Raw genomic sequence first — 26819 nt, forward strand, 5'->3', positions numbered from 1 at the left:
GAATTTACGACGAAAAAGGCGGCGTGCTAAGCGTATACGCTCGTCTTCAGCTCCTCGGCGAGGAAGCGACTGGTATGGCCCTTGCCGCTCTTGGCTACCTGCTCGGGCGTGCCCTGTGCCACGATGGTGCCGCCGCCCGCACCTCCCTCGGGGCCAATGTCGATGACGTGGTCGGCCACCTTAATGAGGTCCAGGTTGTGCTCGATGATGAGCACCGTATTGCCCTTGTCGGCGAGCTTGTGCAGCACGTCGGCCAGGTGGCGAATGTCCTCGAAGTGCAGGCCGGTGGTGGGCTCGTCGAGGATGTAGAAGGTCTTGCCGGTGTCTTTTTTGCTGAGCTCGGTGGCTAGCTTCACACGCTGGGCTTCGCCGCCCGAGAGCGTGGTTGCCTGCTGACCCAGCGTGAGGTACCCTAGCCCGACATCGGCTAGCGTCTTGATTTTGCGTAGAATACGCGGTTGGAATTCGAAGAATTCTACGGCCTTTTCCACCGTCATATCGAGCACGTCGGTGATGCTCTTGCCCTTGAAGCGCACTTCCAGCGTTTCGCGGTTGTAGCGGCGGCCTTTGCAGGTTTCGCAGGGCACGTGCACGTCGGGCAGGAAGTTCATCTCGATGGTGCGGATGCCGGCGCCTTCGCAGGTTTCGCAGCGCCCACCCTTCACATTGAACGAGAAGCGGCCCGGCCCGTAGCCACGGATTTTGGCCTCCGCCATCTCGGCAAAAAGCTGCCGAATTTCGGTGAACACGCCGGTGTAAGTCGCTGGGTTCGACCGCGGCGTGCGGCCAATGGGCGATTGGTCTACTTCTATCACTTTGTCAATGAGCTCCAACCCTTCGAGGCTGCCATAGGCTAGCGGCTCGCGGTGAGCATTGAAAAAGTGCTTGTTGAGAATCGGGTACAGCGTGTCGTGGATGAGCGACGACTTACCCGAGCCCGACACCCCCGTAACGGCGATAAGCTTGCCTAGCGGAAACTTAGCCGTTATATTCTTAAGATTGTGGCCTTTAGCGCCTTTCAATACCAGAAAATTGCCTTCGCCCTCGCGCTTTTTCTTGCGCATCTCTATGTGGCGCTGGCCGCTGAGGTACTGGGAAGTAAGCGAGCCGGAGTTGAAAATGGCGTCGGGCGTGCCTTCGGCCACGATGTGGCCGCCGTGGATGCCCGCACCGGGCCCGATATCGAGCACATGGTCAGCGTGCAGAATCATATCCTTGTCGTGCTCCACCACAATCACCGAGTTGCCGATGTCGCGCAGGTGCTGCAAGGCCTTGATTAGGCGCTCGTTGTCGCGCTGGTGCAACCCGATACTCGGCTCGTCCATGATGTAGAGCACGCCCACGAGCTGCGTGCCAATCTGGGTGGCTAGCCGGATGCGCTGGCTTTCGCCACCGCTGAGCGTGCGCACCGAGCGGTGCAGGCTGAGGTAGTCCAAGCCTACTTCGAGCAGGAAGCCGATGCGCTTGCGAATCTCCTTCAATAGCTCCCTAGCGATGAGGTTCTGGCGCTCACTCAGGCGCTCTTCCAGCCCCACAAACCAGGCGGCCAGCTCGTTGATATCCAGCACTGAGAGCTCGCCAATGTTCTTATCGGCCAGCTTGAAGTGCAGGCTTTCCTTTTTGAGGCGATAGCCGTCGCACACCGGGCAGGTCTGAGCCTGAGTATACTGCTGAATCCACTCGCGGATGCTGTCCGAATCGGACTCCATCTGGCGGCGCAGAAACGGGATAATGCCCTCAAACGGCTCGGTATAAGCCCCTTTGGCGTCATCGGCCTCGTCTTGCGTAATGCCGTGGAGCAGGCGCTGCAACAGCTCGGCCGGCAGCTTGTCAATAGCCGTATTAAGGCTGACCTTGTGCTTCTTGAGAATAAGCTGCAGCTGCTGAAAAATCCAGATGTCGCGGTACTCCCCTAGCGGCGCAATGCCGCCCCGGCTGATGCTCAGCTTGGGGTCCGGAATCACGGTTTCTTCCGTAATCTGCTGCACCTCGCCTAGCCCTGCGCAGTGCGGGCAGGCGCCGTAGGGCGAGTTGAAGCTGAACGTGTTAGGCGCTGGGTCGTCGTAGGCGATGCCGGTGTCGGGATCCATGAGGAAGCGCGAGAAGAACTGCGGCGCAGTCTTTTTGGCGTCGGGGTCCAGCACCATCAGCGTACCCTTGCCGTGGGTCATGGCGTTCTGCACCGAGCCCGAGAGGCGAAACCGGTCCTCTTCTTTCACCACGAGCCGGTCAATCACGATTTCGATGTCGTGAATCTTGTAGCGGTCGACCTGCATCTTGGGCGTGATGTCGAGCAGCTCGCCATCGACGCGCACCTTGGTGAAGCCCAGCTTGGCAATCTTCTGAAAATCTTCGCGGTAGTGGCCCTTGCGTCCCTTCACTACGGGGGCTAGCACGATGAGCTTTTTGCCATCGTAGTGCCGCAGGATGTAGTTGATAATCTGATCGTCGCTCTGCCGAATCATCTTCTTGCCCGTGGCGTAGCTGAAGGCCTCGGCCGTGCGGGCGTAGAGCAGGCGCAGGAAGTCGTAAATTTCGGTGATGGTGCCCACCGTGGAGCGCGGGTTGCGCGAAGTGGTTTTCTGCTCAATACTGATAACCGGCGACAGGCCTTCGATTTTATCGACGTTCGGCCGCTCCAGCCCGCCCATGAAGGAACGGGCGTAGGCCGAGAACGTCTCCATATACCGCCGCTGCCCCTCGGCATAGATGGTATCGAAGGCGAGCGACGACTTGCCTGAGCCCGATATACCGGTGAAAACCACCAGCTTACCACGCGGAATCTTCACCGACACATTTTTGAGATTATGCTCGCGGGCGCCATACACTTCGATGAAAGGCGCCTCGGCCGCCGCGCCTAGCAGCGGGCCTTCGGCCGGGGGCGGCAGGCTAGCGGGCGTTTGGTGCGCTTCGGCCACGGCTAGCCCGGCGGGCGCGGGCTGGCGGCCCACAGGCAAGTCATGCCGCACATCGGGGGCCTGCTGCTCAGCCACTTCGGCGAAGGCAGCCGCCGAAGCGTCGGTCAAAATTTCGGCAGCAGGAGCGGCAGACTTGGCCGCCTTTTTGGGCGCGGCCTTGGGTGGTTTCGGAGCGGGAGCAACGGGAGCGGTAGCCGTTTTTTTAGCCATGCGGGCAGATTCGGAAGAACAAGCAAAGGTACGGGAACGGACAGGCGAAGGATGGGCAGCGGTAGCTGCATGAGTCATCCGCCTGGCCGCGGGCCGATGGTCACTAACAAGCCTAGCCCGCGAATGGTGCGGGCCGGTTCGGCTTTCTTTGCCGGGCTAGCTAGTTAACAGCAATCCTCTTTTTCTCCTTTTACTCATGGCTACTTCTTCTCGTTTTTTCGTCTTATCGGGATTTTTACTAGGTGCTGGCCTACTATTGAGTAGCCCAGCTGCCATTGCTCAAACGGCATTACCAGCATCCAGCGCAGCGGCGCATGGTTATGATTTTCTAACCATGACCACTCTCGAAGGCACCAAGGCCTATTCGTGCATCCTATTTGCGCCCGCGTTTGAAGGGAAGACTGAGATTCCACTGGCCGTAATTGCCACGTTGAATTCCGACAAATACAAAGAGCTGCTGCTAGAGAATATGCAGCGTATCAACGGCCAGCTCAGTGCTTTGACCGTAGCAGGCTGGGAGTTAGTGCAGGTGTATACGCCCACTACTATCGCTAATTCTCGCTGCTACCTCTTTCGCAAAGCCAAAAGTTAAGGGCCTGCGTATAAGACGGCCTACCCCCAGCGTAGCATTGGCACCGTCCTTGCCACGGGGCAGGCTCACTCTTATTCTTTCCGCATGAATTTCCTTCAAAAAACTGCCTCGCTAGCCGTGCTGAGCGGGCTGGCGCTGGCCGCTGCCCCGGCCCACGCCCAAATTAACGTGAACATCAACACGGCTCCGCCCGTGGTAGTAGGCGCCCCGGCCGATGCCCAGTACTACTACATTCCAGAAGCCAATGCCTATTACGATGTGCCGGCCCGCCGCTACCTCGTGCAGCGCAATGGCCAATGGGGCCGCTACGAGCGCCTCGATGGCTACGACCCGCGCAATTTTCACCCGCAGTATATCGACTACCGGGGCGACTCGCCCTGGCTCTGGAAAGGCAAGGGCCACCCCCACGGCATGCCCCCCGGCCAGGCCAAGAAGATGTATCGTGACGGCTACCGCGATGGCCGCGACTATGACGACGACCAGGGCCGAGGCCACGGCAAGGGTCATGGCCGCGACCACGACCGCGACTAATACCGCCAGGCTATTTGGCCCGAGGCTGATTAAAAAGCGCCCCTCGGGCGCTTTTTTGGCTTTCAGCTGCCGGGGTGGTCAGTCGGCAGAGCAGTGGTTTTCGTCTGCTAAAAGGCTAGGGCTAGCGAATGCCCAGCTTTCGGGCACTCGTTTTGACTTGGGCTGGGTATCCTGCTTAACCCTTTTCTGCTTTTCACTCATGAACTACCGCCCGCCGCTTTTCGCTTTTGTATTCGGTGCCTTTGCTGCGCTGGCTAGCCCCGCCGCTCATGCCCAGGTAAACATCAATGCCCGGTTTGTCCACTAACTTCCACCCGGTGGCAATCGATTATCGGGGGCGCCAGCCCTGGCAGCAATACCGCGACCTCCACGCCCGCTACTACCGCTCAGTGGTGGTGTAGCGCCAGGTTGTACGTTAGGTAAACCGCTTGGTACTGGTACAGCGGCAAGTAGTGCGCCCGGTACTCGTGGAGCGCGTTAACCTTCAGGGCCGCGTAGTAGCGCGCCGGGTACGCTAGCCCCCTCTTTACCAGCCCTAAATTCCCGTCCGTTGGGCAGGGCTTTTGGGGCGCCGAGGTATTAGTCGGCATAGTTGGCCACCCTGCCTAGCGCATAGCCCTGTTTATCGGGGCGGCTAAAATCCGGCACTTTACTTGCACTTACCCTAGCCAGGTAACCCAACTTTTTTTATTGTCAGTCATGAAATTCCGCCTCCCTTTTCTTGCTTTCGCGCTGGGCTCTGGCTTGGCGCTCACCGCCCCCACTGCCGCGCAAGCACAGGTGAGTGTGGGCGTGAATATCGGCCTGCCGCCCTGGGGGCCGCCCGTGCCCCAGGGCACGCAGTATTACTACATCCCGGAGATTGACGGGTATTACGATATCTACAACGGCGTATACATCGTGTTTGATGGCCAGCAGTGGATTCAGGTGCCTTACCTCGATGGCTACGACCCCTACTACTTCCACCCCGTGCCGGTGAGCTACGTGGGCGCCCAGCCCTGGCTCTACATCAGCACCTACCGCCAGCGCTACCCGCAGTACGTGACGGTATATCGCGGCGGTGGCTACGGTGGCGGCGGGCGCTACTATGGCCACGACTATGGCGCGGGCCGGGTATATGGCTACGACCACGGCGGCTACGGCGGCAACCGGGGCTACTACGGTGGCCACGTTGACCGCGACCACGACCGTTTTGACCACGACCATGACCGCTTTGACCGCGATGGGCGTGGCAACTATGGCGGGGGACGCCCCGGCGGCAACTATGGCGGCCTGCCCAACAACCCCGGTGGCGGCCGGCCCGGCGGCTACAATGGTGGCAACCCCGGCCAGGGGTACCCCGGCAATACCCCGGGCCGCGGCTGGGGTGGCCGGCCCGGCGGCGGGAACCCTAACCCGGGCAACCCTGGGGGCGGCAACCCAGGCGGCTTTGGCGGCAACAACCCAGGTGGGGGCGGCTACCACGGTGGTAACCCCGGTGGTGGCCAGCCAACCGGCCCCGGTGGTGGATTTGGCGGCGGCCGAGGCCGGCGCTAGCTAACGGCTTTCGCTAGTCCTGCTAAACAAAAAGAGCTGCTCCCATTGGGGCAGCTCTTTATTGTTTAGCAGATGGTTGTTTCAGAAGTCCTTGGTCAATTTTAGGCAAGGGGCGGTAGCTCAGCCCATTTTACCCCTGCCCGCACAGCGGCCGGAGCAGGCAGCTGCCCCAGCCCTAGCCGCTCGGCTATGTATAGCATATCAGTGTCGTGGTTCATGCCGGCAGCGGCTACAATGCGGTTGTCGAGCACGTAGAAGGCCAGAAAATCCTGTGCAGCTACGTTACCCTGGCAGATAATCTCGTCCCAGCGCTCGGCGTGGCCGGCGTAGCGCAGGCTTTTGCCATATTGCTGCGTCCAGAAGAAAGGGGCGGCCGTAAATTTTTGCCGCTGGCCCAGCATATTGCGGGCGGCCGTTTGGCCGTGCTGCTGGGCCACGCGCCAGTGCTCGATGCGGGTGAGCTGGCCGGTGGGGGCTAGCGGAAAGCGAGCGATATCGCCGGCCGCGTACACATTCTCCGCCGCTTGCAAGTACGCATCGACGGCTAGGCCACCGTCTTTTTCCAGCGCAAAAGCCCGGGCCAGAAAGTCGGTGGCGGGGCGCACGCCCACGCCCAGCACTACGGCGTCGGCGGGCAGCGTTTTACCTGATTTCAACTGCACGCCGGTTACGTGCTTTTCCTGCCCTAGCAGCGCCGTCACCTCGGCTTCGACCTCAAACTTTACCCCTTTTTCCTCGTGCAGCTTCTGGAACATAGCCCCGATTTCGGGCCCTAGCACGCGCTCGAAGGGCACTTTCTGCTGCGCGATTACCGTCACCTGCCGGCCTTCAGCGATAAGGCTGCCAGCGGCTTCCATCCCGATAAAGCTGCTGCCGATAATAACGACCTGCCGGGCCTCTTTGGTGGCGGCCAGCAGGGCATCGGCATCGGCCTGGGTGCGCAGGGGCAGCACACCGGGCAGGTCGTGGCCGGGCAGCCTGGGCAGCAGGTTGGGCGTGCTGCCGGGGGCTAGCAGCAGCTGGTCGTAGCGTAGCGGGGGCTGGCCTTCGAGCTCGATTTCCTGGCTAGCCAGGTTAAGGCCGGTGGCGCGGGTATTGGTCAGCACTTCAATCTTTTGCTGCGTATAAAACCCTCGCTCGCGCAGGGGCAGGGCGGCGGGCTTGGCCTTGCCGGCCAAGTAGGCTTTGCTGAGCTTGGTGCGGTCGTAGGGCAGCTTTTCATCAGCCGACACCAGCACCACGCGGCCCGCAAAACCCTCGCGGCGCAAAGTCTGGGCTGCAAACTCACCGGCGGCCCCGCCACCCACGATAACGAACGTGCGGGTATCAACTGGCACGCTAGCGGCCGTCGGCGGCACGCCGCCCACCTCGGCCGTGGGGGTGGCGTCGGGCTTGTCGGTGCTGGCGGGAGGGCTAGCGGGCACCTGCACCAAAATGCGCCCGCCCGCCTCGCGCACGGCGTAGGTGGGCAGGTCGTCGAGGGATGGGGGCTCGCAGAGGTGGCCGTTTTCGACCTTGAAGCAGGCATGATGCCAGGGGCAGATGAGGCGGCCGTCTACCACCTTGCCCTTCTCTAATGGGGCGCCGTAGTGCGGGCAGTTGGGCGCGAAGGCGTGCACCTGGCCTTGTTGCCGGGTCAGCAATACGCTAGGGCCGCCCCCGGGCGTCGGAAAGGCTATGAGCGCGCCTTCGGGCAGGCTGGCGGCGTCGGTAAGGTCGAGTTCGGGGAGCATAGCGGCGGAGGTTACTTCTGGCTAGCTGAACGGGGAGCCGCCGGAGCGAGTTGCTGCGCAGTGGACACTAAAAAGGCGCCCTGGCCAGGGCGCCTTTTTAGAACATACGCTTTCGCAATGCTAAAATTCCGCGTTCTTCGGGAAGCGCGGGAAGGGAATGACGTCGCGGATGTTGGTCATACCCGTCACAAACAGCACCAGGCGCTCGAAGCCCAGGCCGAAGCCCGAGTGCGGCGCGGTGCCAAAGCGGCGCGTATCGAGGTACCACCACAGCTCGTCGGCAGGCACGTGCATCTCGGCCATGCGGGTTTCGAGCTTGGCCAAGCTCTCTTCGCGCTGCGAGCCGCCGATGATTTCGCCGATGCCCGGGAAGAGCACGTCCATGGCCCGCACGGTGCGGCCGTCCTCATCGAGCTTCATGTAGAAGGCCTTGATTTCTTTGGGGTAGTTGGTGAGGATAACCGGCTTCTGGAAGTGCTTCTCCACGAGGTAGCGCTCGTGCTCGCTCTGCAAGTCGGTGCCCCAGTCTACGGGAAACTCAAACTTCTTCTTGGCTGATTTCAGAATCTCCACGGCCTCGGTATAGGTGAGGCGCTGGAAGGCGTTGTCGGTCACCGACCGGAGGCGGGCTAGCAGCTCCTTGTCGTAGGTGTCGTTCAGGAATTGCAGGTCGGCAGCGCAGTGCTCCAGGGCGTAGCGCACCAGGCTCTGGAGAAAATCCTCGGCCAGGTCCATGTTATCGACCAAGTCATAGAACGCCATCTCGGGCTCTATCATCCAGAACTCGGCCAGGTGGCGGGCGGTGTTCGAGTTTTCGGCCCGGAAGGTGGGGCCAAACGTGTACACCTGCCCTAACGCCATCGCGGCGAGTTCGCCTTCGAGCTGGCCCGACACCGTAAGGTTGGTTTGCTTGCCGAAGAAATCCTGGCTGTAATCGACCGAGCCGTCCTCGGTGCGCGGCGGGTGCTCGGGGGGCAGTGTGGTGACGCGGAACATCTGGCCCGCGCCCTCGGCGTCGGAGCCCGTGATGATGGGCGTATGCACGTAGTAGAACCCGTGGCGGTTGAAGTAGTCGTGCACCGCAAATGCCAGCGCGTGCCGGATGCGCAGCACCGCCCCGAAGGTGTTGGTGCGGGGGCGCAGGTGGGCAATTTCGCGCAGGTGCTCCAGCGAGGTAGCTTTCTTTTGCAGCGGGTAGGCCTCGGGGTCAGCAGTGCCAAGCACCTCGATAGAGGTGGCCTGTACCTCTATCGACTGGCCTTTGCCCTGGCTAGCCACCAGCTGGCCACGCACGGCCACGCACGAGCCGGTGGTTACTTCTTTCAGGCTTTCTTCGGGAAACTTCTCAGCATCAGCTACTACTTGGATGGTGGCCAGGCCCGAGCCATCGTTGAGCGCGATAAACTGCACATATTTGTTGCCCCGGCGGGTGCGTACCCAGCCCTTCACCAGCACTTCGCGGTTGAGGTCGGTACTCGTGAGCAGGTCTTGGATGCGGGTGCGGCGGAGCTGGTCGGCAGGCATAAGCAGGTTGGCAAAAGGCAGTTGAGCTGGCAAAGGTAAAGCCCTTGCCGGGCTAGCGCCGACTAACCCCAACCGGAAATTGCCAGTATGAGGGTACGTCCACGCCCGCGCCGGCTGCGTAGTATGTTTCTTTCCCCACCGCTAACCTCCGCGTTTCATTCGCCCTTCTTTCTATGCAACGCCTTGATTTAAAACAACTTCTTTCGCAACGCCTCTCGCCCCAGCAGATTCAGTTCATTAAGTTGCTGCAGATTCCGACGGCCGAGCTCGAAACGCGCATCAAGGAAGAAATGGAGGTGAACCCGGCGCTGGAAGAAGGTGACAGCGACGATGCCGACGAGCGCGACGACAGCGATGCCGACGACACGCCCGAGGCCGACGACCCCAACGACTCGCTCGACAGCGACGATACGACCCTCGACGAGGATTTTAGCGGCCCTAGTGAAGTTAGCGACGACAGCGCCGGCCCCGACGACTACGCCGACGAGCGCCCCGAGCCCGCCGCCGAAGTGGAGGCACTGGGCATCGACAACGACAACCACGAAATCGACATCAGCGACTACGTCAACGACGACGAGATAGCGGGCTACAAGATGCAGGGCGACGGCCCCGGCGACGAGGAGGAGCGCGACATGCCCCTGGCCGACACCAGCGGCTCGCTGCAAGACTCGCTGCTAGACCAGCTGCACTTTGCGCAGCTCGATGAGCTGGGCCAGGCCATCGGCGAGCAGCTCATCGGCTCGATTGACGGCGACGGCTACATCCGCCGCGATTTGGCAGCCATTGCCAACGACCTGGCTTTCAGCCAGAATATTGAGGCTAGCGAGGCTGAGATTGAGCGCGTACTGCACGTTATTCAGCAATTCGACCCGCCGGGCATCGCCGCCCGCGACCTGCCTGAGTGCCTGCTACTTCAGCTAGAGCGCCGGCCCCAGGAGGAGGCCACTATCAATGCCGAACGTATTCTGACTGAGACGTTTGACGAGTTTACCAAGAAGCACTACCAACGCATACAGCAGAAGCTGGACCTGGAAGACGACGAGCTGAAGGAAGCGGTGGCAGTAATTCTGAAGCTGAACCCCAAGCCGGGTGGCAGCGGCCCGATGGGTGGCGGCAAAGGCAGCGCCGGTGGCGCGCAGTACCTCATGCCCGACTTCATCCTCACCAACGACAACGGCGAGCTGAACCTGACCCTGAACGCCCGCAACGCCCCCGAGCTGCGCGTGAGCCGCGACTACCGCGAGATGCTGCAGACCTACGATAAGGCGGCCAAGAAAGACCAGAAAATGAAAGAGGCCGTGAGCTTTGTAAAGCAAAAGCTCGACTCGGCCAAGTGGTTTATCGACGCCATTCGGCAGCGCCAGAACACGCTGCTGCGCACGATGTCGGCCATTGTGGAGCGCCAGCGCGAGTTCTTCCTAACAGGCGACGACTCGAAGCTGCGACCCATGATTCTCAAGGATATTGCCCAGGCTATTGGTATGGATATCAGCACCATCAGCCGGGTAGCCAACTCCAAGAGTATCCAGACCGAGCACGGTATTTACCCGCTCAAGTTCTTCTTCTCGGAAGGCATTGCCACCGACTCGGGCGAGGACGCCAGCAGCCGCGAGGTGAAAAGCATTCTGCGCGACCTCATCGGCAACGAAAAGAAAGACCACCCGCTCAGCGACGACAAGCTGGAGAAAATGCTGAACGCCCGCGGCTACAACATTGCCCGCCGCACGGTGGCCAAGTACCGCGAGCAGCTCAATATTCCGGTGGCCAGGCTGCGCAAGGAGCTGTAACAAGTGTAGTTGCTCACCAAGTAAAGTAAAACCCGCTTTTTATCGTCTGATTGAGAGCGGGTTTTCGCTTATATACTATGTCCCAACGCATTATTATCACGGGCGCCACCGGCATGGTCGGCGAAGGCGTGCTCCTCACCTGCCTGGCCCAGCCCGATGTGGAGGCGGTTCTGTCCATCAGCCGCAAGCCTAGCGGGCATACGCACCCCAAGCTGCGCGAACTGCTGGTGAAAGACTTTTTCGACCTCTCGGGTATTGAAAGCGAGCTGGCGGGCTACACGGCCTGCTTTTTCTGCGCGGGCATCTCATCGGTGGGCATGAAGGAAGCCGAGTACACGCACATTACCCACGACTTGACGCTGTACTTTGCCCGCACGCTGCTGCGTTACTCACCGCAGGCCACGTTCGTCTACGTATCGGGCAGCGGCACCAGCGCAGATAGCCGCCAGATGTGGGCCCGCGTGAAAGGCCACACCGAGAACGAGTTGCTGGCGCTGCCTTTTGGGCGGGTCGCGGCATTTCGGCCGGGCGTTATGCTGCCCGTGCCCGGCCAGCGCCACGACAGCTACCGAGCTATTACTTGGCTAGCCAAATGGTTGCGCCCAGCGCTGCCGCGCTTCATCTGCACTATGCGCGAGGTAGCGCTAGCTATGCTCAATACAGCCCGACACGGTGCCCCCAAGCCGGTGCTGGAAGTGCCCGATATTGTGCAGCTAGCCCGCTAATACCACTGGCCGCAGTCCTGGCGCTTCCCCTACCCTAGCCATTTGCCTAAGGCGAGGAATAGCCAGAAGCTATTACTTTCACGCATGCTTCTTACTCGCGTCATTACCTGCTTAGTAATTCTCACGGCCGGAGCCACTGCCGCTAGCCCGGCCGCGCCGCGCTTTGCCTACGCCCGGCACCCCATGCAGGCGCAACCGCCGAAGGGCCGCATCCAACTGGGCAAATGCGACCAGCAGGTGGTGTACAACCTGCCCGCCCAGCGCTTCGACCAGACGGCCACGGCCATTGCCCACGCCACGGGCTGCTACATCCGCTACACCAACAAAAAGCTTATGAACGTGCCCGTGCAGCCCGTGCGCGGCCGCCTCACGCGGCGGCAGGCCCTTCGCGTGGCGCTGCGGGGCACCCAGCTGCACATTGTGCGCGAAACGCCCAACCTAATGGAGGTGATGCGCGTGCCGGCCAAGTAACCGGCTGGCGGGCTAGCCCCCGGCCACTTGCAGCAGCACCTCATAATAGGGCCGCCCCAGCACCCGGGCCCGCAGCCAAGCAAAGAAGCTGATTATCTGCAAGTCTTCTTTTTCTTGCGAAAGAAATGCCGGCATAGTGGCTACGCGCTGGGCAAAGGCCGGTGTGGTAGCCACGGCCGGGTCATCGATGATTTCGCGCACCAGTTCGAGGTAGCGCACCACGGCGTGGTAGGGGCCGCCGGGCGCCACAGCGGGGGCGTCGGCGGTGGCGGGCTGAGCGGGAAACTGCTCGTGCAGGCGCCGCTCAATGGCGCGCAGGCGCGTGAGGGCTACGTCGGGGTTGCCGAGCTCTAGCTGAATAAGCAGCTCGCCGATGTTGTGATTGAGCAGCCACTCCAGGCCCAGGTTTTGCTCGAGCCAATGGTCGGTGCGGTCGAGGCTGATGATGGTCTGGTTGGCTTTGTGAAAATTGCCTTCGGCGAAATAATGGAAGGTGAGCTGCAAGCGCGCCGTGAGCTGGTCGGCGGGCAGCAGCGCGGGCTTGGCTTTTAGGGCCCCATCCAGGAGTTTGATGCTATCGCGGTTACGGTTTAGGAACGCATAATTAGCGGCCAGCAAAAACGTGAAGCGCGGCCCTACTTCGGCAAACTGCCGGCTGGGCGCGGCCGCCAACACGGCTAGTCCCTGCTCGAGGTAGGCCACCGACTCCTGAAATCGGCGGGCGCGGTACAGGGCGTGGGCTAACATGTAAAGCAGCCGCAGCTGATGGCCGCGGTGAGCGGGCGCAAAGCCGTGGCGGCGCTCCATGAGCCGGTAGCAGCGCTCGATAAAGGGCGCAAAATTGGCAAAGTCGCCGCGCACTAGCATAGCGTGGCGCGCTATGCTAAGCAAGCGCGTGAGCAGCGAAGGTGAGCGGGCGAAAGCTTCCTGCAAGTCGTACTCAGTGAGCACGTTGCGCACTAGTTCATCGACGGGCACGGCGCCGCGGCCGTGCAGGCGGGCCTGGCGCAGGCGCTGGCGCAGCAGCGCATCGGCAATGCCGGCGCGCTCCTCCTCGTCTGCGGCTTTCTTGTTGCGGTGTCGGCGCTCAATAATGGCATCGAGCGGCTCGGCATGGGGCGAGTGCGCATACTGAATCTGCACGTTGTAGACGGCATTCAGCGGCTCGTACTGCTCGGCGTCGAGGGCTACTTTCTCGGCCTTGCGCAGCATATTCCAGGCCAGGCGCGGCACCCCGGCGTCAAACAAATACTGGGCTAGGGTGAGGTGGCCGCGCACCGACGTGGCGGCGGTGGCATCGTGCTGGCGCTGGCGCAGCAGCAGAAAGTCGGTGAGCTGCTTAAAGAGTCGCTTGCGCAAGGCATAGTAGGCCACGGGGTTAGGCTCGTCGGGATAGAGCTTTTTGATGAGCACTTCCGAGTCGTATTCCTTAGGGTGCAGCAGCAATTCGAGTAGGCGCAGGTCCTGGCGGCCGGCGGCGCGGCGGCGCTGCCACTGCATAAACTGGGCAAGGTCGCGGCGGTCGTCGGGGGCTAGGGTTTGCAGCGTAAGGCGCAGGTCGTCCATGGAGGGCGGATGAAGTCGGGAAGCCGAAAGTAAGCGGGCCGCCGCTAAAGAAAGGCTGCCTCCAACCTACGGGTTAGCTCTACCGTACAAAGCACTACAATCCCACCTTTTCCCTTTTTCACTCATGGACGTTAACAACAATAACATCGGCGACAACACGGAGCTGCGCGCTCGTGGCGACTGGAATCAAATCAAAGGAGCTGCCAAGCAGAAGTGGGGCCAGCTTACCGACGACGACATGTCTTACGACGAAGGCAAGCAGGACGAGTGGTTTGGCCGCTTGGAGCAGAAAACCGGCCACGCTATCGACGATATCAAAGATTGGTTCTCGAAGACGTTTAGCGGCACGAGCAACGACCCCAACCGTCCTTCCAACCAGAACAGCCGCTAGGCACTTTGCTTAGCCAGTAATCCACAAAGCCCCGCGCCCACCCCGGCGCGGGGCTTTGTGCTTAGTGCCAGAGGCTGGCCGCCACGCGGTAGGTATTGGCATGGGCCTCTACAATATCGGCAATGCGCTCGGAGTAGCCGCCCCCCATGCACACCACCACGGGCAGGCCGCGCCTGTGGCAGGCCCCTAGCACCAGCTCGTCGCGGCGGCGGCAGCCCTCGCGCGTGAGGGCCAGGTGGCCTAGCTTGTCGGTGGCCAGCACATCGACACCGCTGAGGTAGAACACAAAATCGGGCTGGCACAGGTCGCCCCCGAGCAGACGCGGCAGCACGTCGGTGAGCCGGGCCAGATATTCGGCGTCGCCGAGGCCGTCGGGTAGCGCCAGGTCGAGGTCCGATGCCTCCTTGCGCCCCGGAAAATTGCGCGCGCCGTGCATCGAAAACGTGAATACCCGCGGCTCGTGCCGAAAGATGGCCGCCGTGCCATTGCCCTGGTGCACATCGAGGTCAATAATAAGAATCTGGCGCACCCGGACCGGCTCGTGGGCCAGCAGCCAGTTGGCGGCTACAGCCTGGTCGTTTAGCAGGCAAAAGCCCTCGGGCCGGCCCGCGAAGGCGTGGTGCGTGCCGCCGGCAATGTTGAGCGCCACGCCGCCGCTAGCCAGCGCCCGCCGCACACAGCCAATGGTACCGCCGAGCAAGGTCATTTCACGCTCGGCCAGGGCCGGGCTCCACGGAAAGCCGCTGGCCCGCTCTTCGGGCCGCGTAAGCTGCCCGTGCAGCAGCCGGTGCACGTAGCCAGCCTCGTGCGTCCGCAGCACCTCGGCCAGCGGCGGCGGGCTGGGAACAAAAAAATCGCCGGCCGTGGCAGTGCCTTCGTAGAGCAACTGTTCGGGCAGCAGCTCGTATTTCAGCATCGGAAACCGATGGCCGGGCGGCAGAGACAGCACGTAGTTTGGGGTAAAAGCAATATTCATCATGGCAGGCCAGCCAGCTCGTAGAAATAAAACAAAACACTGAACCAGGAGCCGCCTCGCCCTCGTGGCGCAACGGTTTTGGCCACCATAGTCCCTCGATTATTATACCTGCCTCGTCTTTTATTTAAGAGGTAGTAGACAAATAATTAGTGAATTAGGCATTTTGTATAATCCAAAGTGCCCGCTGGTCCGTAGCTTTGTTTCCCTTCTTTGCTCATTTATACTTTAGTTCCCACCAAGCATCTATCTCCTTCTGCTACGATGGCTTCTCCGCACCTTAGCTCTTCTCACCACTCTTCGCTGCCTCCGCGCCCCTATCGCCGCTCGTCGTTTAATGGTGCCAAGCAGCTGGAGGCCGCTGGGGCCTCTACCCGGCGCACGCTCCTGCTGGTGGGCGCGCTGGTTGTGGGCTTGGTTGTAGCACTAGGGGTAGTTGCCTTTCATTTGGCGGGCGGCGGGCGCTAGCGACCCTTATTCGTCGAGCAGGCTGCCGAAGATGCCGCCTAGTGCGGTCCCGCTTTCTTTGCGGGCATTGCCGCCCCAGGGGGCAAGCGCCTGAATGAGCTTTTTGACGGGCATCGACTGAATCCAGACGCGGCCGGTGCCGCGCAAGGTGGCCAGCAGCAGCCCCTCCCCACCAAATATCATCGACTTGAGGCCCCCAGCCCGGGCCACACTAAAATCGATGCCCGGCTCAAACGCCACTACGCAACCCGTATCTACGCGCAGCAGCTCGTTGCTCAGGTGCTTTTCGATGATGGTGCCGCCAGCGTGCACAAAGGCCTTGCCATCGCCGGTAAGCTTTTGCAGAATAAAGCCCTCGCCGCCAAACAGCCCGGCCCCAAATTTTTGGTTGAAGTGCAGGCTAATCTGAGTGCCCCGCGCGGCGGCCAAAAAGCCATCTTTCTGCACAATGAGCCCCTGGGGCAGCGTACTCAAATCGATGGGAATAATAGTGCCCGGATAAGGCGCCGAAAAGGCCACCCGGCTCTTGCCATAGCTGCCGCGGTGCGTGAAGTGCGTGAGAAACAGGCTTTCACCCGTAATGAGGCGCGTGCCCGCCGAAAACAGCTTGCCCAGCATACTCTGGTCGGCTGAGGAGCCGTCGCCCATCTTGGTTTCGAAGGCAATGGCTTCGTCCATGTACACCATCGCGCCGGCCTCGGCAATCACGGTTTCCTGGGGGTCGAGCTCTACTTCGAGCACCTGAATGTCGGAGCCAAGAATGCGGTAGTCTACATCGTGCGAGCGCATGGTAAACGGGGGTAATAAGGTGAAGCGCAAATGTAGGGCTAGCCCCACTTCGTGCCCAGCAGCCAGGCATCCCGAAGCTGCTTCTTTGCCGATACGGCTGCGCTTGCTATACAGCCCGGCAGGCGAGCACCCTAGCGCGGCCAACGTGCTAGCCTAAATCTTACCCACACTAGCAGCCGCGCCGACGTGCCCGCTGGCGTTGCGCCCGGGCTGGTAGCAGCACTACTATTCGGGCACTGCGCGCCGCGACAAACAAGAACGGCCTTCCGACGAGCAGGCCGGCCCTATTCGGGTAGCTCACGGCGGGTTTCGGCGGCCTCATCGGCTTCGTTGCCCACTGTTTTCTTGCGCTTGGCCTCGCGGCTGGTGCGCTTCATAAAGTCTTCGTCGGTTTCTTCGGGCTCCTCATCCTGGCCATCGGCTACCGGAAATTTCTCGTCGTCTTCGCGGGCTAGCCGAGCCGCCTCGGCCGCGCTGCGGGCCTGCGCTTCTTCGCCAAACTGACCTTCCCGGTGCACGATTTTCTTGTCGCGCACGTGGCGCCCTAGAAATTTATTTATTTCCTCGATTGAGTAATTGGAAGTGATTTCGCCCAGCGGGTTTACGCCGATTTCGAATCCTTCCAGCTCTTTGTGCACGCGGGCTTTCTTTTCGGGCTCGGGTGCCTTTTGCTTGGGTTTAGTGGGTTTCTTAGCCATGAGAATCAACTAATAAAGTAGAAGCAGTACTACTAATTGGGGCGCCCTGATAAGCAAAAAGGCCGCGCCGTAGTGCATACGGCGCGGCCTAAGGCAAGGGTTTAAGTGCTTTTTCTATTCAGCCAAAGTAAGGCGAATAGTTTGGCTGCCAATCCGCACTAAATACAGACCTTTAGGAGTGTTTGCGGGCAATACGAGTTTAGCAGTACCAGAGGCATCAGCTATTTCTGTGTGCACTACCCGGCCTAGCGCATCTAGTACCTGCACGTTGGCCCCAGCCACTGCCCCTACCAATGTAGTGCGCGTGCCGGAGGGATTTGGATAGAGTGACAGGCTCGTAGCCATAGTCCCAGCTCCTACTAGGGTACGTACAGGAGAGTAGTACGCTTTGCCATCAATATCAACCTGCCGCAAGCGGTAATAACGGGTCGTGCCCTTAGGGGTAGCCGAGAGGTCATGGAAGGAGTATGGGGTAGCGGTGGCTTTGGTGCCTTGAGCGGCTACCTGTCCAATCGCGGTGAAGTCTTCCCCATTTAGGCTGCGCTCAATAGCATAATAATCACTATTTATTTCCGACGCCGTAGCCCAATTCAATAGGGCGTTGCCACCTACCCAGCTAGCCTCGAAGCTAACCAGTTTCACAGGCAGTGGCCGGTTAACCGTCACCGTAACCTGTGCTGTATTATAACAGCCCCCAGTACTGAAACCAGTTACGGTGTAAGTAGTAGTGACCGTTGGCGTCGCCGTTACAGTGGCACCCGTTGTGCTGTTGAGGCCGGTAGAAGGCGACCAGTTATAACTGCTGGCACCACTAGCCGTCAAATTAGTTGAGTTGCCATAGGTTATACTTGGATTATTAGGTGTAACCGAAATGCTCGGAGCAGCATTATTGCTGACCGGTACCGTCACATCCTGCTGAGAACTGCCGCAGCTTGTCGTCTGCACTACGCGGTAGGTCGTGTTAGCAGTAGGTGCCACCGTGAGAGCGGCGGAGGTCGAAAGGATGGTACCTAAGTTTGTGCTGATATACCATGCATAGGTAGCATTTGAAACGTTAGAGCTAGCAGTTAGCGTGATTTGTTGACCGCTGCAGATAGCCGCCGGACTGCTGGGCGATACCGTGAGGCTAGCAGCACTTGTGACGTTTACGGTGGCCGAAGCCGATGTCTGGCCGCAGTTGGTGTAGGCCGTAACGCTATAAGTAGTGTTTACTGTAGGTGCAACCGTCACAGTAGCCCCGGTAGCCACGAAGCCGTTGGGTAGGGAGTTCCAAGTGAACGTTGCATTGGGGTCGGGCGAAGTAGCTGTTAGAGTGGTCGACGAGCCGCTGCATATAGTAGAAGTACTCGGTGTAACTGATACGGATGACGTACCTACCCCTACCCCCACCTGCTGCGTCAGCGTACCACAGTCAGTACCGACAGCCTGCACTGTATATATCGTACTAGTAGTCGGGCCCACAGTAATACTTTGCCCGGTGGCGTAAGGAGTACCTGTTGCTGCTCCTCCTACAAACCAGTTATACGTAATCCCGCTGGTGCTATTACCACTATAGGTAGCTGTCAACGTGGTGCTTTCCCCAAGACAGATGGTGGGTGCACTGGGGGCAATAGTGAGACTGCTCACCGGAATAGTAATCTGCTGCGAACTAGTGCCGCAAGTAGCAGTGGTCGTTGTTACCGTGTAAGTAGTGGTCGTAGTCGGAGACACAGTCAGTGTATTACCTGTAGCGCCGGCAATTACAGACCCACCGGTCGACCAAGTATATGTTCCGCTACTCGAGCCACCCGCTGTAAGCGTTACAGAAGTACCGGGGCACACGCTGCTCGTGGTATTTGTGTTAAAACTCGGGCTAGAAGTAAGCGTTAAGCTGGGAATAAACGTCAGATATACGTAGCTGTCACCACTACCGCATGAGGTAGCATGCACACGCAATTGTATATTACTTGCAAAGCTTATTGAGAGCGGAAGTGGCGGAGGTGCATTACCATTTTTAACCTGAGCATAAGATGCAGATGTTAGTTGCTGCACTACATCATTAACTGAAGTTGTGGGGTCTTTAGTAATTACCCTAGCCCATTCTAAGGTTACCGCGCCGTTAGCAGTAGCTGAGGTAGTGGAAGCGGTAAAATTATAAAGTGCCCCGGCAGTAGGGCAAACAGGTACGCTCGTTCCGCTGGAACCTTTATTAATAGTCTGCGATTGCGACACCCCATTAGCATCGGTGTAAGAAATAGTTATCTGGTTAGAACACTGCGCGTAGCTAAGTAGTGGTCCTAGCAGCAGTAAGCTTAAACAAAAGAGAAGAAGTGATTTCATAGGTAAAGGGGTGAAGGAAACTGATTTTTAGGCAAGAAATAGCATTTTATTATTAAATGCCTGAAAACGAGCCGGCAATATACCATTTTTTTTACTTATCTGTACATTACCATTATTTTATAACTTAAAGATCAAGCTGTTTATTTAGTTATTCGCGCAACTGATTTATTAGGTGTATAGTCCCATCATGAGGTGGGTCGGGTCGTGGGTAAAGATAGTAGGGTTCTTTTGCTACTGAGCGCAGACAAATTCGTGTGGGGTCAGCCCGCGCAAAGTCTTCGCTTGGCATGGTTATAGGCCAGCAAAAAGGTTTGCAGGTGCTCGTACTCGCCGGTGGTCGGTAGTGGAAGCGTTGGACGGTAGCTTTTTTAATCGTGCAGTTCATGCGTTCGACTTGACCGTTAATCCACGGGTGGGCTGGTTTGGTCAGGCGGTGCTCCCGGTGCTCCACACCATATTCGCGGCAAATGCGGTCAAAGCTGTGCCCGCCCGGCAGGAATTGGTGCGGCTGGGGCGTAAACTGTAACCCGTTGTCCATCAGCACGGTATGCTCTTTGTAGGGCAGCTTATCCAGCACGCGCCGCAAGAATTCGGTGGCCACGACCTGTTTGGCCCGCGGATGCAACTCGGCAAAGGCCACTTTACTGGTGCGGTCAATGGCCACAAAGAAGTACAGTCGGCCTGCTTCGGTCTGCACCTCAGCAAAATCAACATGCAGGTAGCCAACAGGATAATCCTTGAATTTTTTTTCGGCGGGCTTTGCCCGTCTTCGTTTAGCGGCAGGCGGCTGATACCGCAGCGTTGGAAGCAGCGGTGCAGTGCCGAGCAGGATAGGGGCGGAATCGTGGCCTGTAGCGCGTAGAGGCAATCGTCCAGCAGCAAGAGCGTGTGCCGCTGAAAAGCCACGGCGACGGCTTTCTACTCGGCCGTAAGCACGGTTGATGCCGGCTCCGGGCCCATGCGCGCATCGGTTGTGGTCGAGCGCTTGCACCACTTGGCCACCGTTTTAGGGTTGATGCTGAATCGTGTGGCTAGGCTTTGTAGGCTTTCCTGGCTGTGTTAGATAGCGCGCCGTATTGCCGCCGTTGTGCGGGCGCTGCCGTGGAGTACTTGTCCCATAAGTGCGTGCGAAATTCCGGCCCGGAAAATACACCACTACGCCTTGGAACTATACAACCAGCAAGGACTTGCCGATTCCAACTTGGAAAAACCCGCCCGCAGTGGGTTATGCCAAAGGTTTTGGCTTCAGTTTTTCATCTAATAGTAATGCGCTTACAGTCCACCAAGCCTCTTATTTTAAGGCAGGCTTTTCTTTGGTCAACTACGGTAGAGGGCTAGCCAGAGAAATATTAAGCCTGTTTCCTGCTTATTATCATAGGCTAGCCAGAGAAACCTTATTTTAATCAGCAAAACGCTGTATAACAGATATTTGAGTTATTCAACGAGACTTTAAGCTCAACATTGAATTGTTTTTTACAAAGAAGAATTATCCATTTACCAATAGAGCAATTAATGATACCCATTATGGACAGTATATTTGCAACTGCTTCATAATTAGGGTGAACGCTTTAACTAATTTGTTACATTTCTTCTTCTTTTCATCTTTTTTTTGCTTATGAAAAACAATTTACACTGGGGGCCCGACAGCGGGCTTTTAGGTGGCTATCAGCGTGCTAGCGCCTCCCGCTGGCTTGTGTCAGCGGTGGCTGCCTGCGGCCTATCGCTAGTCAGCCACCTGCCCACACAGGCGCAAGTTGCATTTCCCATCAATGAAACATTTACCGGAACTTCAAGCTCAAACTTCACTTTTGGGGCTGGGGGTACTAGCAAGCCTGCTTCCCTTACGGGTACGGCCACTACGCCCGGCTACCTGCGCCTTACTGATAATACTACTAATCAAGCAGGTTTCGCTATTTTGAACAAGAGTTTTGCTTCACCTAACGGGTTCAGCATTTCATTCGAGTTCTTTTCCTACGGTGGAACGGGCGGAACTACGGGTGCCGATGGCATCAGTGTTTTTCTGGTAGATGCCAACGGCACCGACCCCACGATTGCCGGGCAGTTCAACGTTGGCGCTTTTGGCGGCTCACTTGGCTATGCGCAGAAAACGGCGGCCAGCGGCGCCGTTACCACCGACGTACCGGGGGTATCAAAGGGCTACCTGGGTATTGGTCTGGATGAGTTTGGCAATTTCTCTAACCCCACCGAAGGCCGCATTGGGGGGCCAGGCCAAGTACCCCAAGCCGTGGCCCTGCGCGGACCTGGCACCGGCACTACCGGCTATAACTACCTAACTGGAGGAGCGGTAGGCTTTCCGCTGAGCTTTCCGACTTCTACTACTGAGGCTCAGTCGACCAGCGCCAACTACCGCAAGGCCTACATTTTCGTTATCCCGGTGGCCGGCGGAGGGTATAACGTGACGGTGCGTATTCAAAATGGCCCGACTAACGTAGTAACTACCACCTATAACTATCCTATCTCGACGCCGCCCTCTAACCTACGCATTGGCTTTGCGGGCTCAACAGGCACTTACACAAACTACCACGAAATCCGGAACCTGAACATCGTTCAGAATCCTGTGGCGGCCGACGATGCTACATCGACCAGGTACTATGCTACGGCCAAGCTAGATGTGCTGGCTAACGATACCGGAGTAGGTGCAGCCCTCAACCGTGCCACGGTTGATTTGGACCCTACTACCGTCGGCATCGACAACTCGCTGACAGTACCGGGCAAGGGTACTTTCACCGTTGATAACAACGGGATTGTGACGTTTACTCCTTCCGGCACCTTTGCAGGCATAGTAAGCATCCCTTACACGGTAAATGACCTGCTCGGCAGTGTATCGAACCCGGCTACTATCACCGTCACCGTCACCGGCGCCGATGTGGCCACCTCGGTTAGCGGCCCGGCCACGGCTAACCCCGGGGCACAGGTAACCTATACCGTAAATACGACCAACCTAGGCAGCGAAACGGCTACAAATGTCAGCCCTACGCTTCAGCTACCTACCGGCCTGACGGTACCAACCTCGACCGATAACAGCTATACACTCTCGACCAACACCTCGGGCACACTGGTAACTTTCTCGCCCATTACGCTTGCGAGCAATGGCACGACCAGCAATTCGATTACGCTAACGGCGCCCAGTTCTGGCTCTATTACCGCTACATCCAACTACACCTACGGGTCTAACCCGGTGGTACCCGACCCGGCAACGGCCAACAACTCAGCTACGCTGACCACGAATATCGCCGGTCCTTCGAGCGCGGCAGCTGTGTGCGCAACGCCCGGCAAGGACGGCCCTGGTGCGCTCACGACCGCTGGCCCGAATACGTATTATCCTGGCACTTCCGTTACTACTGCCAATAGCGTTTCGATTATCAACGTTGGGACGGCCGTCGGCTCTACTCCGGTAGCCCCCGGCGACCTGGTACTGATAATGCAGATGCAGGATGGTGCTAATATGCTAACGCCTAACACTGCCTCTTACGGAACATTCAATAGCACTGGCACTAAGGCTGGGCAGTATGAGTACGCAGTAGTAGCCAGCGTGAGCGGCACACCCGCTTCCTCTATTATTCTGAATAGAACGCTGACCAACACCTACAGTACCAGCACTAACCAAAATTTCCAGGTTATTCGAATTCCGCAGTATTCTTCGCTCGCAGTTAGTGGTGTTGTAACGGGCACAGCCTGGGATAGCCAAAACAAGGTGGGCGGCGTGCTGGCCCTGGATGTAGCCGGCGCAACGACGTTTTCGGGCACCGCTGGCTTGAGCATGACGGCCAAAGGCTTCGCGGGCGGCGGTGGCGTGAGCTACAACGGCCTTAGCGGCACTACGAATACGCCCACTGTTTACGCTACATCCTCAACTAACCTCCCGGCCCACGGGGCCAAAGGCGAAGGTGTTGCTGGCACGCCACGGTATTTTTATAATGGTACTGCTGTTGCGAGCAATGCAACCGATGGCTATGCTACCGGCGATAACAACCAAGGAGCTCCGGCCAACGGCGGCGGCGGCGCGCAGGACTTTGCCCCCGCTACCAATACCGGCAACGCGGGCGGCGGCGGCGGGGCCAATCTAGTGGCTGGTGGCAAAGGCGGCTACGGCTTTAACTCAAATAGCACGGGTAACCTCGCAGTAGGTGGGCAAGGCGTTGCCACTGGCTCGCCTTCTGTACTCATTATGGGCGGCGGCGGCGGTGCGGGCTCTGTAAAAAACGGTACGGCGCTCAACAGCAGTGGCGGTGTGGGTGGTGGTATCATTATCCTGCGCACAGGTACTGTCTCGGGCACGGCAACCATTCGGGCTGATGGCGGTGATGCCCCTAGCACGGCTGCCAATGCAACTGCGCAAGGTGGCGGCGGCGGCGGCGCCGGTGGCACTGCGCTAGTGTTAGCAACCCCAGCTACCGGCACGGGCAGTCTCGCGGGTATCACTGCTAGTGCAACTGGCGGTAATGGAGGCAGTGTTAACCTCGTTTCCAAAGGTGCTTCTTATGGCCCTGGTGGAGGTGGCAGTGGCGGTGCAATCTATGCTAACACCACTTTAAGCGCTACTACTACCGGCGGCAACAGTGGACAAACCACTGACGGTTCTCAAAACAAGACTACTTCCTTCGGTGCAACGAATGGCACGACTGGCACGGCTGCTCCTAGCACGGCTGCTACTCCGCCGACAACTACCGCTCCCTCCGCTACCGCTACCATTGGTGGCGCTGGCTCGTGCATTCCGGCCCTAGCAGTAGAGTTGACTACGGCTACGCCCAATGTTACGCGCAACTCGCCGAGCACTGCGCCTACCCCTGCACAGTACACCGCTACCATCTCTAACACCGGCGGCACGGCGCAGAATACCAGCACCACGCTGACGATGGACCCGCTCTTCAAGCAGGACAATTCGGTAGCGCCAATGGTAACCCTAACTTCGGCTAGCGGTGCCAATACCACCTTGACCAGCTATACACTGACCGGTCAGGGCACCTCTACGCTCGTCTTAAGTGGCATCACCATTCCAGCTGGCTCCACACTTAAAATTTCTTACCAGGCTATCATTGATGCCAGCGCTGCGAATGGCACAGCTTACCAAGCTAGCGGTAGCGTAGCATTCATTGACCCAACTCGCACTTCGACCACCGGTACCGTCAGCCCTGGCGGCAACTTTGCCAGCGGGGGTGGCACTGCGCCGGGCACCAACTACGCAGCAGCAAGCAGCACGCTCGAAGACGTGACCATCGTCACTCCGCTGCCCGTTGAGCTTACCCGCTTTACAGTGCTAGCCGTGCGCCAAGATGCCCTGCTAACCTGGAGCACCGCTTCGGAGCGCAACAACGACCACTTCACGGTAGAACGCTCGCTCACGGGCAGCAACTTCGTGGCCGTGGGCACGATGCGCGGCCAGGGCACTAGTCTGCGGAACACCGACTACACGTTCACTGACCCGAATGCTGGCCGCTTGGCTTCGAACACCCTATACTATCGCTTGAAGCAGGTAGACCTCGATGGTACCGCTACTTACAGCCCGGTACGCACTGTGCAGTTTGGTGCTACGGCCAAAGCTGGAGCCACCCTCTATCCCAACCCCAGCCAGGGCCAGATTGTGCTCGATCTGAGTGGCTTGGCCGAAGGCAGCTACTCGGTACAGGTACTTGACCTCACGGGCCGCGTGCTGCGCTCGCAGCAATCGACTGCCCAGGCTGCTACCCTTGACCTCAGCGGCCTGCCCCAAGGCGCCTACATGGTGCTGGTGCAGGGTGCCGGAGTGCGCCAGGCGCTACCCTTGTTGCGCAACTAACCACTGCCAGCGGCACGTAGTAAAAAGGCCCTGCCAGCTATGGCGGGGCCTTTTTAATGGCTATAGTCGGGCGTTTGCTCGCCTCATATATTTCAGATAAACCTAGCGGCAGCTGGCACCAGCTAGCCCCTTACACCAACTAAAAAGGCGCCCCGAACCAATCGGTCAGGGCGTCTTTTTAGTTGGTGTAAGGAGCTAGCCCAGGCGCTCTACGGCAGTGCGCAGGCGCTGGGCTACCTCGCCCGTACCCAGAATGGCTAGGGTTTCAAACAGGTCGGGGCCAGCGGCAGCACCCGTTACGGCTACGCGCAGGGCTTGCAGCACCTGGCCGGGCTTCAGGCTTTGGGCTTCCATCGTCTGGTTGAAGAGCGCCTTTAGTACTTCAGCATTGGCGCTAGGCTCCGAGTTGTCGGGCAAGGCTTCGGCGTAGGCGGCCAGGGCCCCCGACACCTGCGTATTCCATTTTTTGGCGATTACCTGCTCGTCATAGCTGGCTGGGGCTTCGAAGAAGTATTTGGCTTCCTGCCAAAAATCCTGCGGGAAGCTCACACGCTCCTTCATCACGCCCACAATCTGCTCGGCCTTGGCTTCGGTGCAGGCAATGTTGTGCTCGGCCAGGGCGCTGAGCAGGTAGGGGGCTAGCTCGGCGTTAGGCTTGGCGCGCAGGTAGTGCTCGTTGAACCACTTCACCTTGGCCTGGTCAAATTTGGCCGGCGACTTGCTCACGCGCTCAATCGAGAAGGCCTCAATTAGCTCCTGCATCGAGAAAATCTCCTGCGCCGTGCCGGGGTTCCAACCCAAAAAGGCCAGAAAATTGACCAGCGCTTCGGGCAGATAACCGTCTTCGCGGTAGCCGCGGCTCACGGTGGGCTGGCCGGTTTCGGCGTCGGTGCCGTGCCACTCCAGGGCAAACACCGGGAAGCCCAAGCGGTCGCCGTCGCGCTTCGAGAGCTTGCCGGTACCATCGGGCTTGAGCAGCAGCGGTAGGTGGGCGAATTGCGGCATGGTCTTTTCCCAGCCCAGGTAGCGGTAGAGCAGCACGTGCAGCGGCGCCGAGGGCAGCCACTCCTCGCCCCGGATAACGTGCGAAATCTCCATCAAATGGTCGTCCACGATGTTGGCCAAGTGATAGGTCGGCATACCGTCCGACTTCATCAGCACCTTGTCGTCGATGGCGCTCGAATGCACCACTACCCAGCCCCGAATGAGGTCCTGGAAGCGCACTTCCTCCTTACGCGGCACCTTGAGGCGGATAACGTAGGGTTCGCCGGCTTCCAGCAAGGCTTTCACCTCGTCTTCGGGCAGGGTGAGCGAGTTGCGCATCTGGGCGCGCGTGATGGAGTTATACTGCGGGTTGGGCACCTTGGCGGCCTGCAGGCGCTCGCGCATGGCGTCGAGCTCTTCGGGCGTGTCGAAGGCGTAGTAGGCATAGCCATCGCGAATGAGCTGGTCGGCATACTCGCGGTACATGGGCTTGCGCTCGCTCTGGCGGTAGGGCGCGTGCGGGCCGCCTTTCCAGGGGCTTTCATCGAGCTCGATGCCTACCCATTCGAGGCTCTCGCGAATATAGTCTTCGGCGCCGGGCACAAACCGGTTCTGGTCGGTATCCTCGATGCGCAGTATCATGGTGCCGCCCAATTTGCGGGCTAGCAGGTAGTTGTATAGCGCCGTGCGCACGCCGCCAATGTGCAGCGGCCCAGTGGGCGAAGGTGCAAAACGCACCCGGACAGGTCGGTTACTCATAATGAAGCAAAGGTACGGCCGGGCAATGGGTGAACGGGCGAGTAAGTA

At 59.2% G+C, this 26819-nt stretch carries 18 protein-coding genes and 1 pseudogene; 9 read left to right on the top strand and 10 right to left on the bottom strand.

What is annotated here, in order from left to right:
- Nucleotides 1-26: 26 nt before the first annotated feature.
- A complete protein-coding gene (gene uvrA, locus J4D99_RS01965; RefSeq protein ID WP_236018463.1) occupies nucleotides 27-3128 on the bottom strand; it encodes an excinuclease ABC subunit UvrA in 3102 nt (1033 codons plus the stop codon).
- 196 nt (nucleotides 3129-3324) lie between these two features.
- On the opposite strand from uvrA, the gene J4D99_RS01970 reads away from it, so the two are divergent.
- The 3 genes from J4D99_RS01970 (at nucleotide 3325) to J4D99_RS01980 (ending at nucleotide 5787) form a co-directional block, all read left to right on the top strand.
- Nucleotides 3325-3720: a hypothetical protein gene (locus J4D99_RS01970; RefSeq protein WP_208130006.1), complete on the top strand. Its 396-nt coding sequence runs from the start codon at nucleotides 3325-3327 to the stop codon at nucleotides 3718-3720.
- An 84-nt stretch (nucleotides 3721-3804) separates the two neighbouring features.
- Entirely contained in the window at nucleotides 3805-4251 is a 447-nt protein-coding gene (locus tag J4D99_RS01975; protein WP_208130007.1) for a hypothetical protein, read from the top strand.
- 699 nt (nucleotides 4252-4950) lie between these two features.
- A complete protein-coding gene (locus J4D99_RS01980; RefSeq protein ID WP_208130008.1) occupies nucleotides 4951-5787 on the top strand; it encodes a hypothetical protein in 837 nt (278 codons plus the stop codon).
- Nucleotides 5788-5888: 101 nt separating this feature from the next.
- Here the strand turns inward: J4D99_RS01980 and J4D99_RS01985 are convergent, their stop codons facing one another.
- Together J4D99_RS01985 and asnS are read right to left on the bottom strand one after the other, a co-directional pair.
- Entirely contained in the window at nucleotides 5889-7520 is a 1632-nt protein-coding gene (locus J4D99_RS01985; RefSeq protein WP_208130009.1) for an FAD-dependent oxidoreductase, read from the bottom strand.
- 120 nt (nucleotides 7521-7640) lie between these two features.
- Complete coding sequence (gene asnS / locus J4D99_RS01990) at nucleotides 7641-9044, bottom strand: asparagine--tRNA ligase (protein ID WP_208130010.1); 1404 nt, start codon at nucleotides 9042-9044, stop codon at nucleotides 7641-7643.
- A gap of 173 nt (nucleotides 9045-9217) precedes the next feature.
- Here asnS and rpoN point away from each other — a divergent pair, with 173 nt between their 5' ends.
- The 3 genes from rpoN (at nucleotide 9218) to J4D99_RS02005 (ending at nucleotide 12027) form a co-directional block, all read left to right on the top strand.
- Nucleotides 9218-10831, top strand: coding sequence for an RNA polymerase factor sigma-54 (gene rpoN / locus J4D99_RS01995; RefSeq protein ID WP_208130011.1), 1614 nt, complete (start codon nucleotides 9218-9220; stop codon nucleotides 10829-10831).
- 77 nt (nucleotides 10832-10908) lie between these two features.
- Entirely contained in the window at nucleotides 10909-11556 is a 648-nt protein-coding gene (locus J4D99_RS02000) for an NAD-dependent epimerase/dehydratase family protein (RefSeq protein WP_208130012.1), read from the top strand.
- An 84-nt stretch (nucleotides 11557-11640) separates the two neighbouring features.
- Nucleotides 11641-12027, top strand: a complete 387-nt coding sequence (locus J4D99_RS02005; protein WP_208130013.1) for a hypothetical protein — start codon at nucleotides 11641-11643, stop codon at nucleotides 12025-12027.
- A gap of 12 nt (nucleotides 12028-12039) precedes the next feature.
- On the opposite strand, the gene J4D99_RS02010 is transcribed toward J4D99_RS02005, so the two are convergent.
- Complete coding sequence (locus tag J4D99_RS02010) at nucleotides 12040-13593, bottom strand: hypothetical protein (RefSeq protein WP_208130014.1); 1554 nt, start codon at nucleotides 13591-13593, stop codon at nucleotides 12040-12042.
- Nucleotides 13594-13717: 124 nt separating this feature from the next.
- Between J4D99_RS02010 and J4D99_RS02015 the strand changes: the two genes are divergently transcribed.
- On the top strand, nucleotides 13718-13984 hold the full coding sequence (locus tag J4D99_RS02015; protein WP_208130015.1) for a CsbD family protein: 267 nt from the start codon (nucleotides 13718-13720) through the stop codon (nucleotides 13982-13984).
- 61 nt (nucleotides 13985-14045) lie between these two features.
- Here J4D99_RS02015 and J4D99_RS02020 read toward each other — a convergent pair whose 3' ends face one another.
- Nucleotides 14046-14963, bottom strand: coding sequence for a histone deacetylase family protein (locus J4D99_RS02020; RefSeq protein WP_208130016.1), 918 nt, complete (start codon nucleotides 14961-14963; stop codon nucleotides 14046-14048).
- 258 nt (nucleotides 14964-15221) lie between these two features.
- On the opposite strand from J4D99_RS02020, the gene J4D99_RS02025 reads away from it, so the two are divergent.
- Nucleotides 15222-15425: a hypothetical protein gene (locus tag J4D99_RS02025; RefSeq protein ID WP_208130017.1), complete on the top strand. Its 204-nt coding sequence runs from the start codon at nucleotides 15222-15224 to the stop codon at nucleotides 15423-15425.
- Between the two features lie 6 nt (nucleotides 15426-15431).
- Here the strand turns inward: J4D99_RS02025 and J4D99_RS02030 are convergent, their stop codons facing one another.
- The 4 genes and pseudogenes from J4D99_RS02030 to J4D99_RS02045 all read right to left on the bottom strand — a co-directional run bounded on the left by J4D99_RS02030 (nucleotide 15432) and on the right by J4D99_RS02045 (nucleotide 20350).
- Nucleotides 15432-16214, bottom strand: a complete 783-nt coding sequence (locus J4D99_RS02030) for a TIGR00266 family protein (RefSeq protein WP_208130018.1) — start codon at nucleotides 16212-16214, stop codon at nucleotides 15432-15434.
- A gap of 284 nt (nucleotides 16215-16498) precedes the next feature.
- Complete coding sequence (locus tag J4D99_RS02035) at nucleotides 16499-16912, bottom strand: hypothetical protein (protein ID WP_208130019.1); 414 nt, start codon at nucleotides 16910-16912, stop codon at nucleotides 16499-16501.
- A gap of 114 nt (nucleotides 16913-17026) precedes the next feature.
- Nucleotides 17027-19231, bottom strand: coding sequence for an Ig-like domain-containing protein (locus J4D99_RS22125; RefSeq protein ID WP_208130020.1), 2205 nt, complete (start codon nucleotides 19229-19231; stop codon nucleotides 17027-17029).
- 168 nt (nucleotides 19232-19399) lie between these two features.
- A pseudogene (locus tag J4D99_RS02045) lies at nucleotides 19400-20350 on the bottom strand (DDE-type integrase/transposase/recombinase).
- A gap of 796 nt (nucleotides 20351-21146) precedes the next feature.
- On the opposite strand from J4D99_RS02045, the gene J4D99_RS02050 reads away from it, so the two are divergent.
- Complete coding sequence (locus J4D99_RS02050; protein ID WP_208130021.1) at nucleotides 21147-25028, top strand: cadherin-like domain-containing protein; 3882 nt, start codon at nucleotides 21147-21149, stop codon at nucleotides 25026-25028.
- A 195-nt stretch (nucleotides 25029-25223) separates the two neighbouring features.
- Here J4D99_RS02050 and gltX read toward each other — a convergent pair whose 3' ends face one another.
- Nucleotides 25224-26771, bottom strand: a complete 1548-nt coding sequence (gene gltX, locus J4D99_RS02055) for a glutamate--tRNA ligase (protein WP_208130022.1) — start codon at nucleotides 26769-26771, stop codon at nucleotides 25224-25226.
- Nucleotides 26772-26819 lie beyond the last annotated feature (48 nt).

Source organism: Hymenobacter sp. BT559, assembly GCF_017571525.1.
Lineage (GTDB): Bacteria > Bacteroidota > Bacteroidia > Cytophagales > Hymenobacteraceae > Hymenobacter > Hymenobacter ginsengisoli.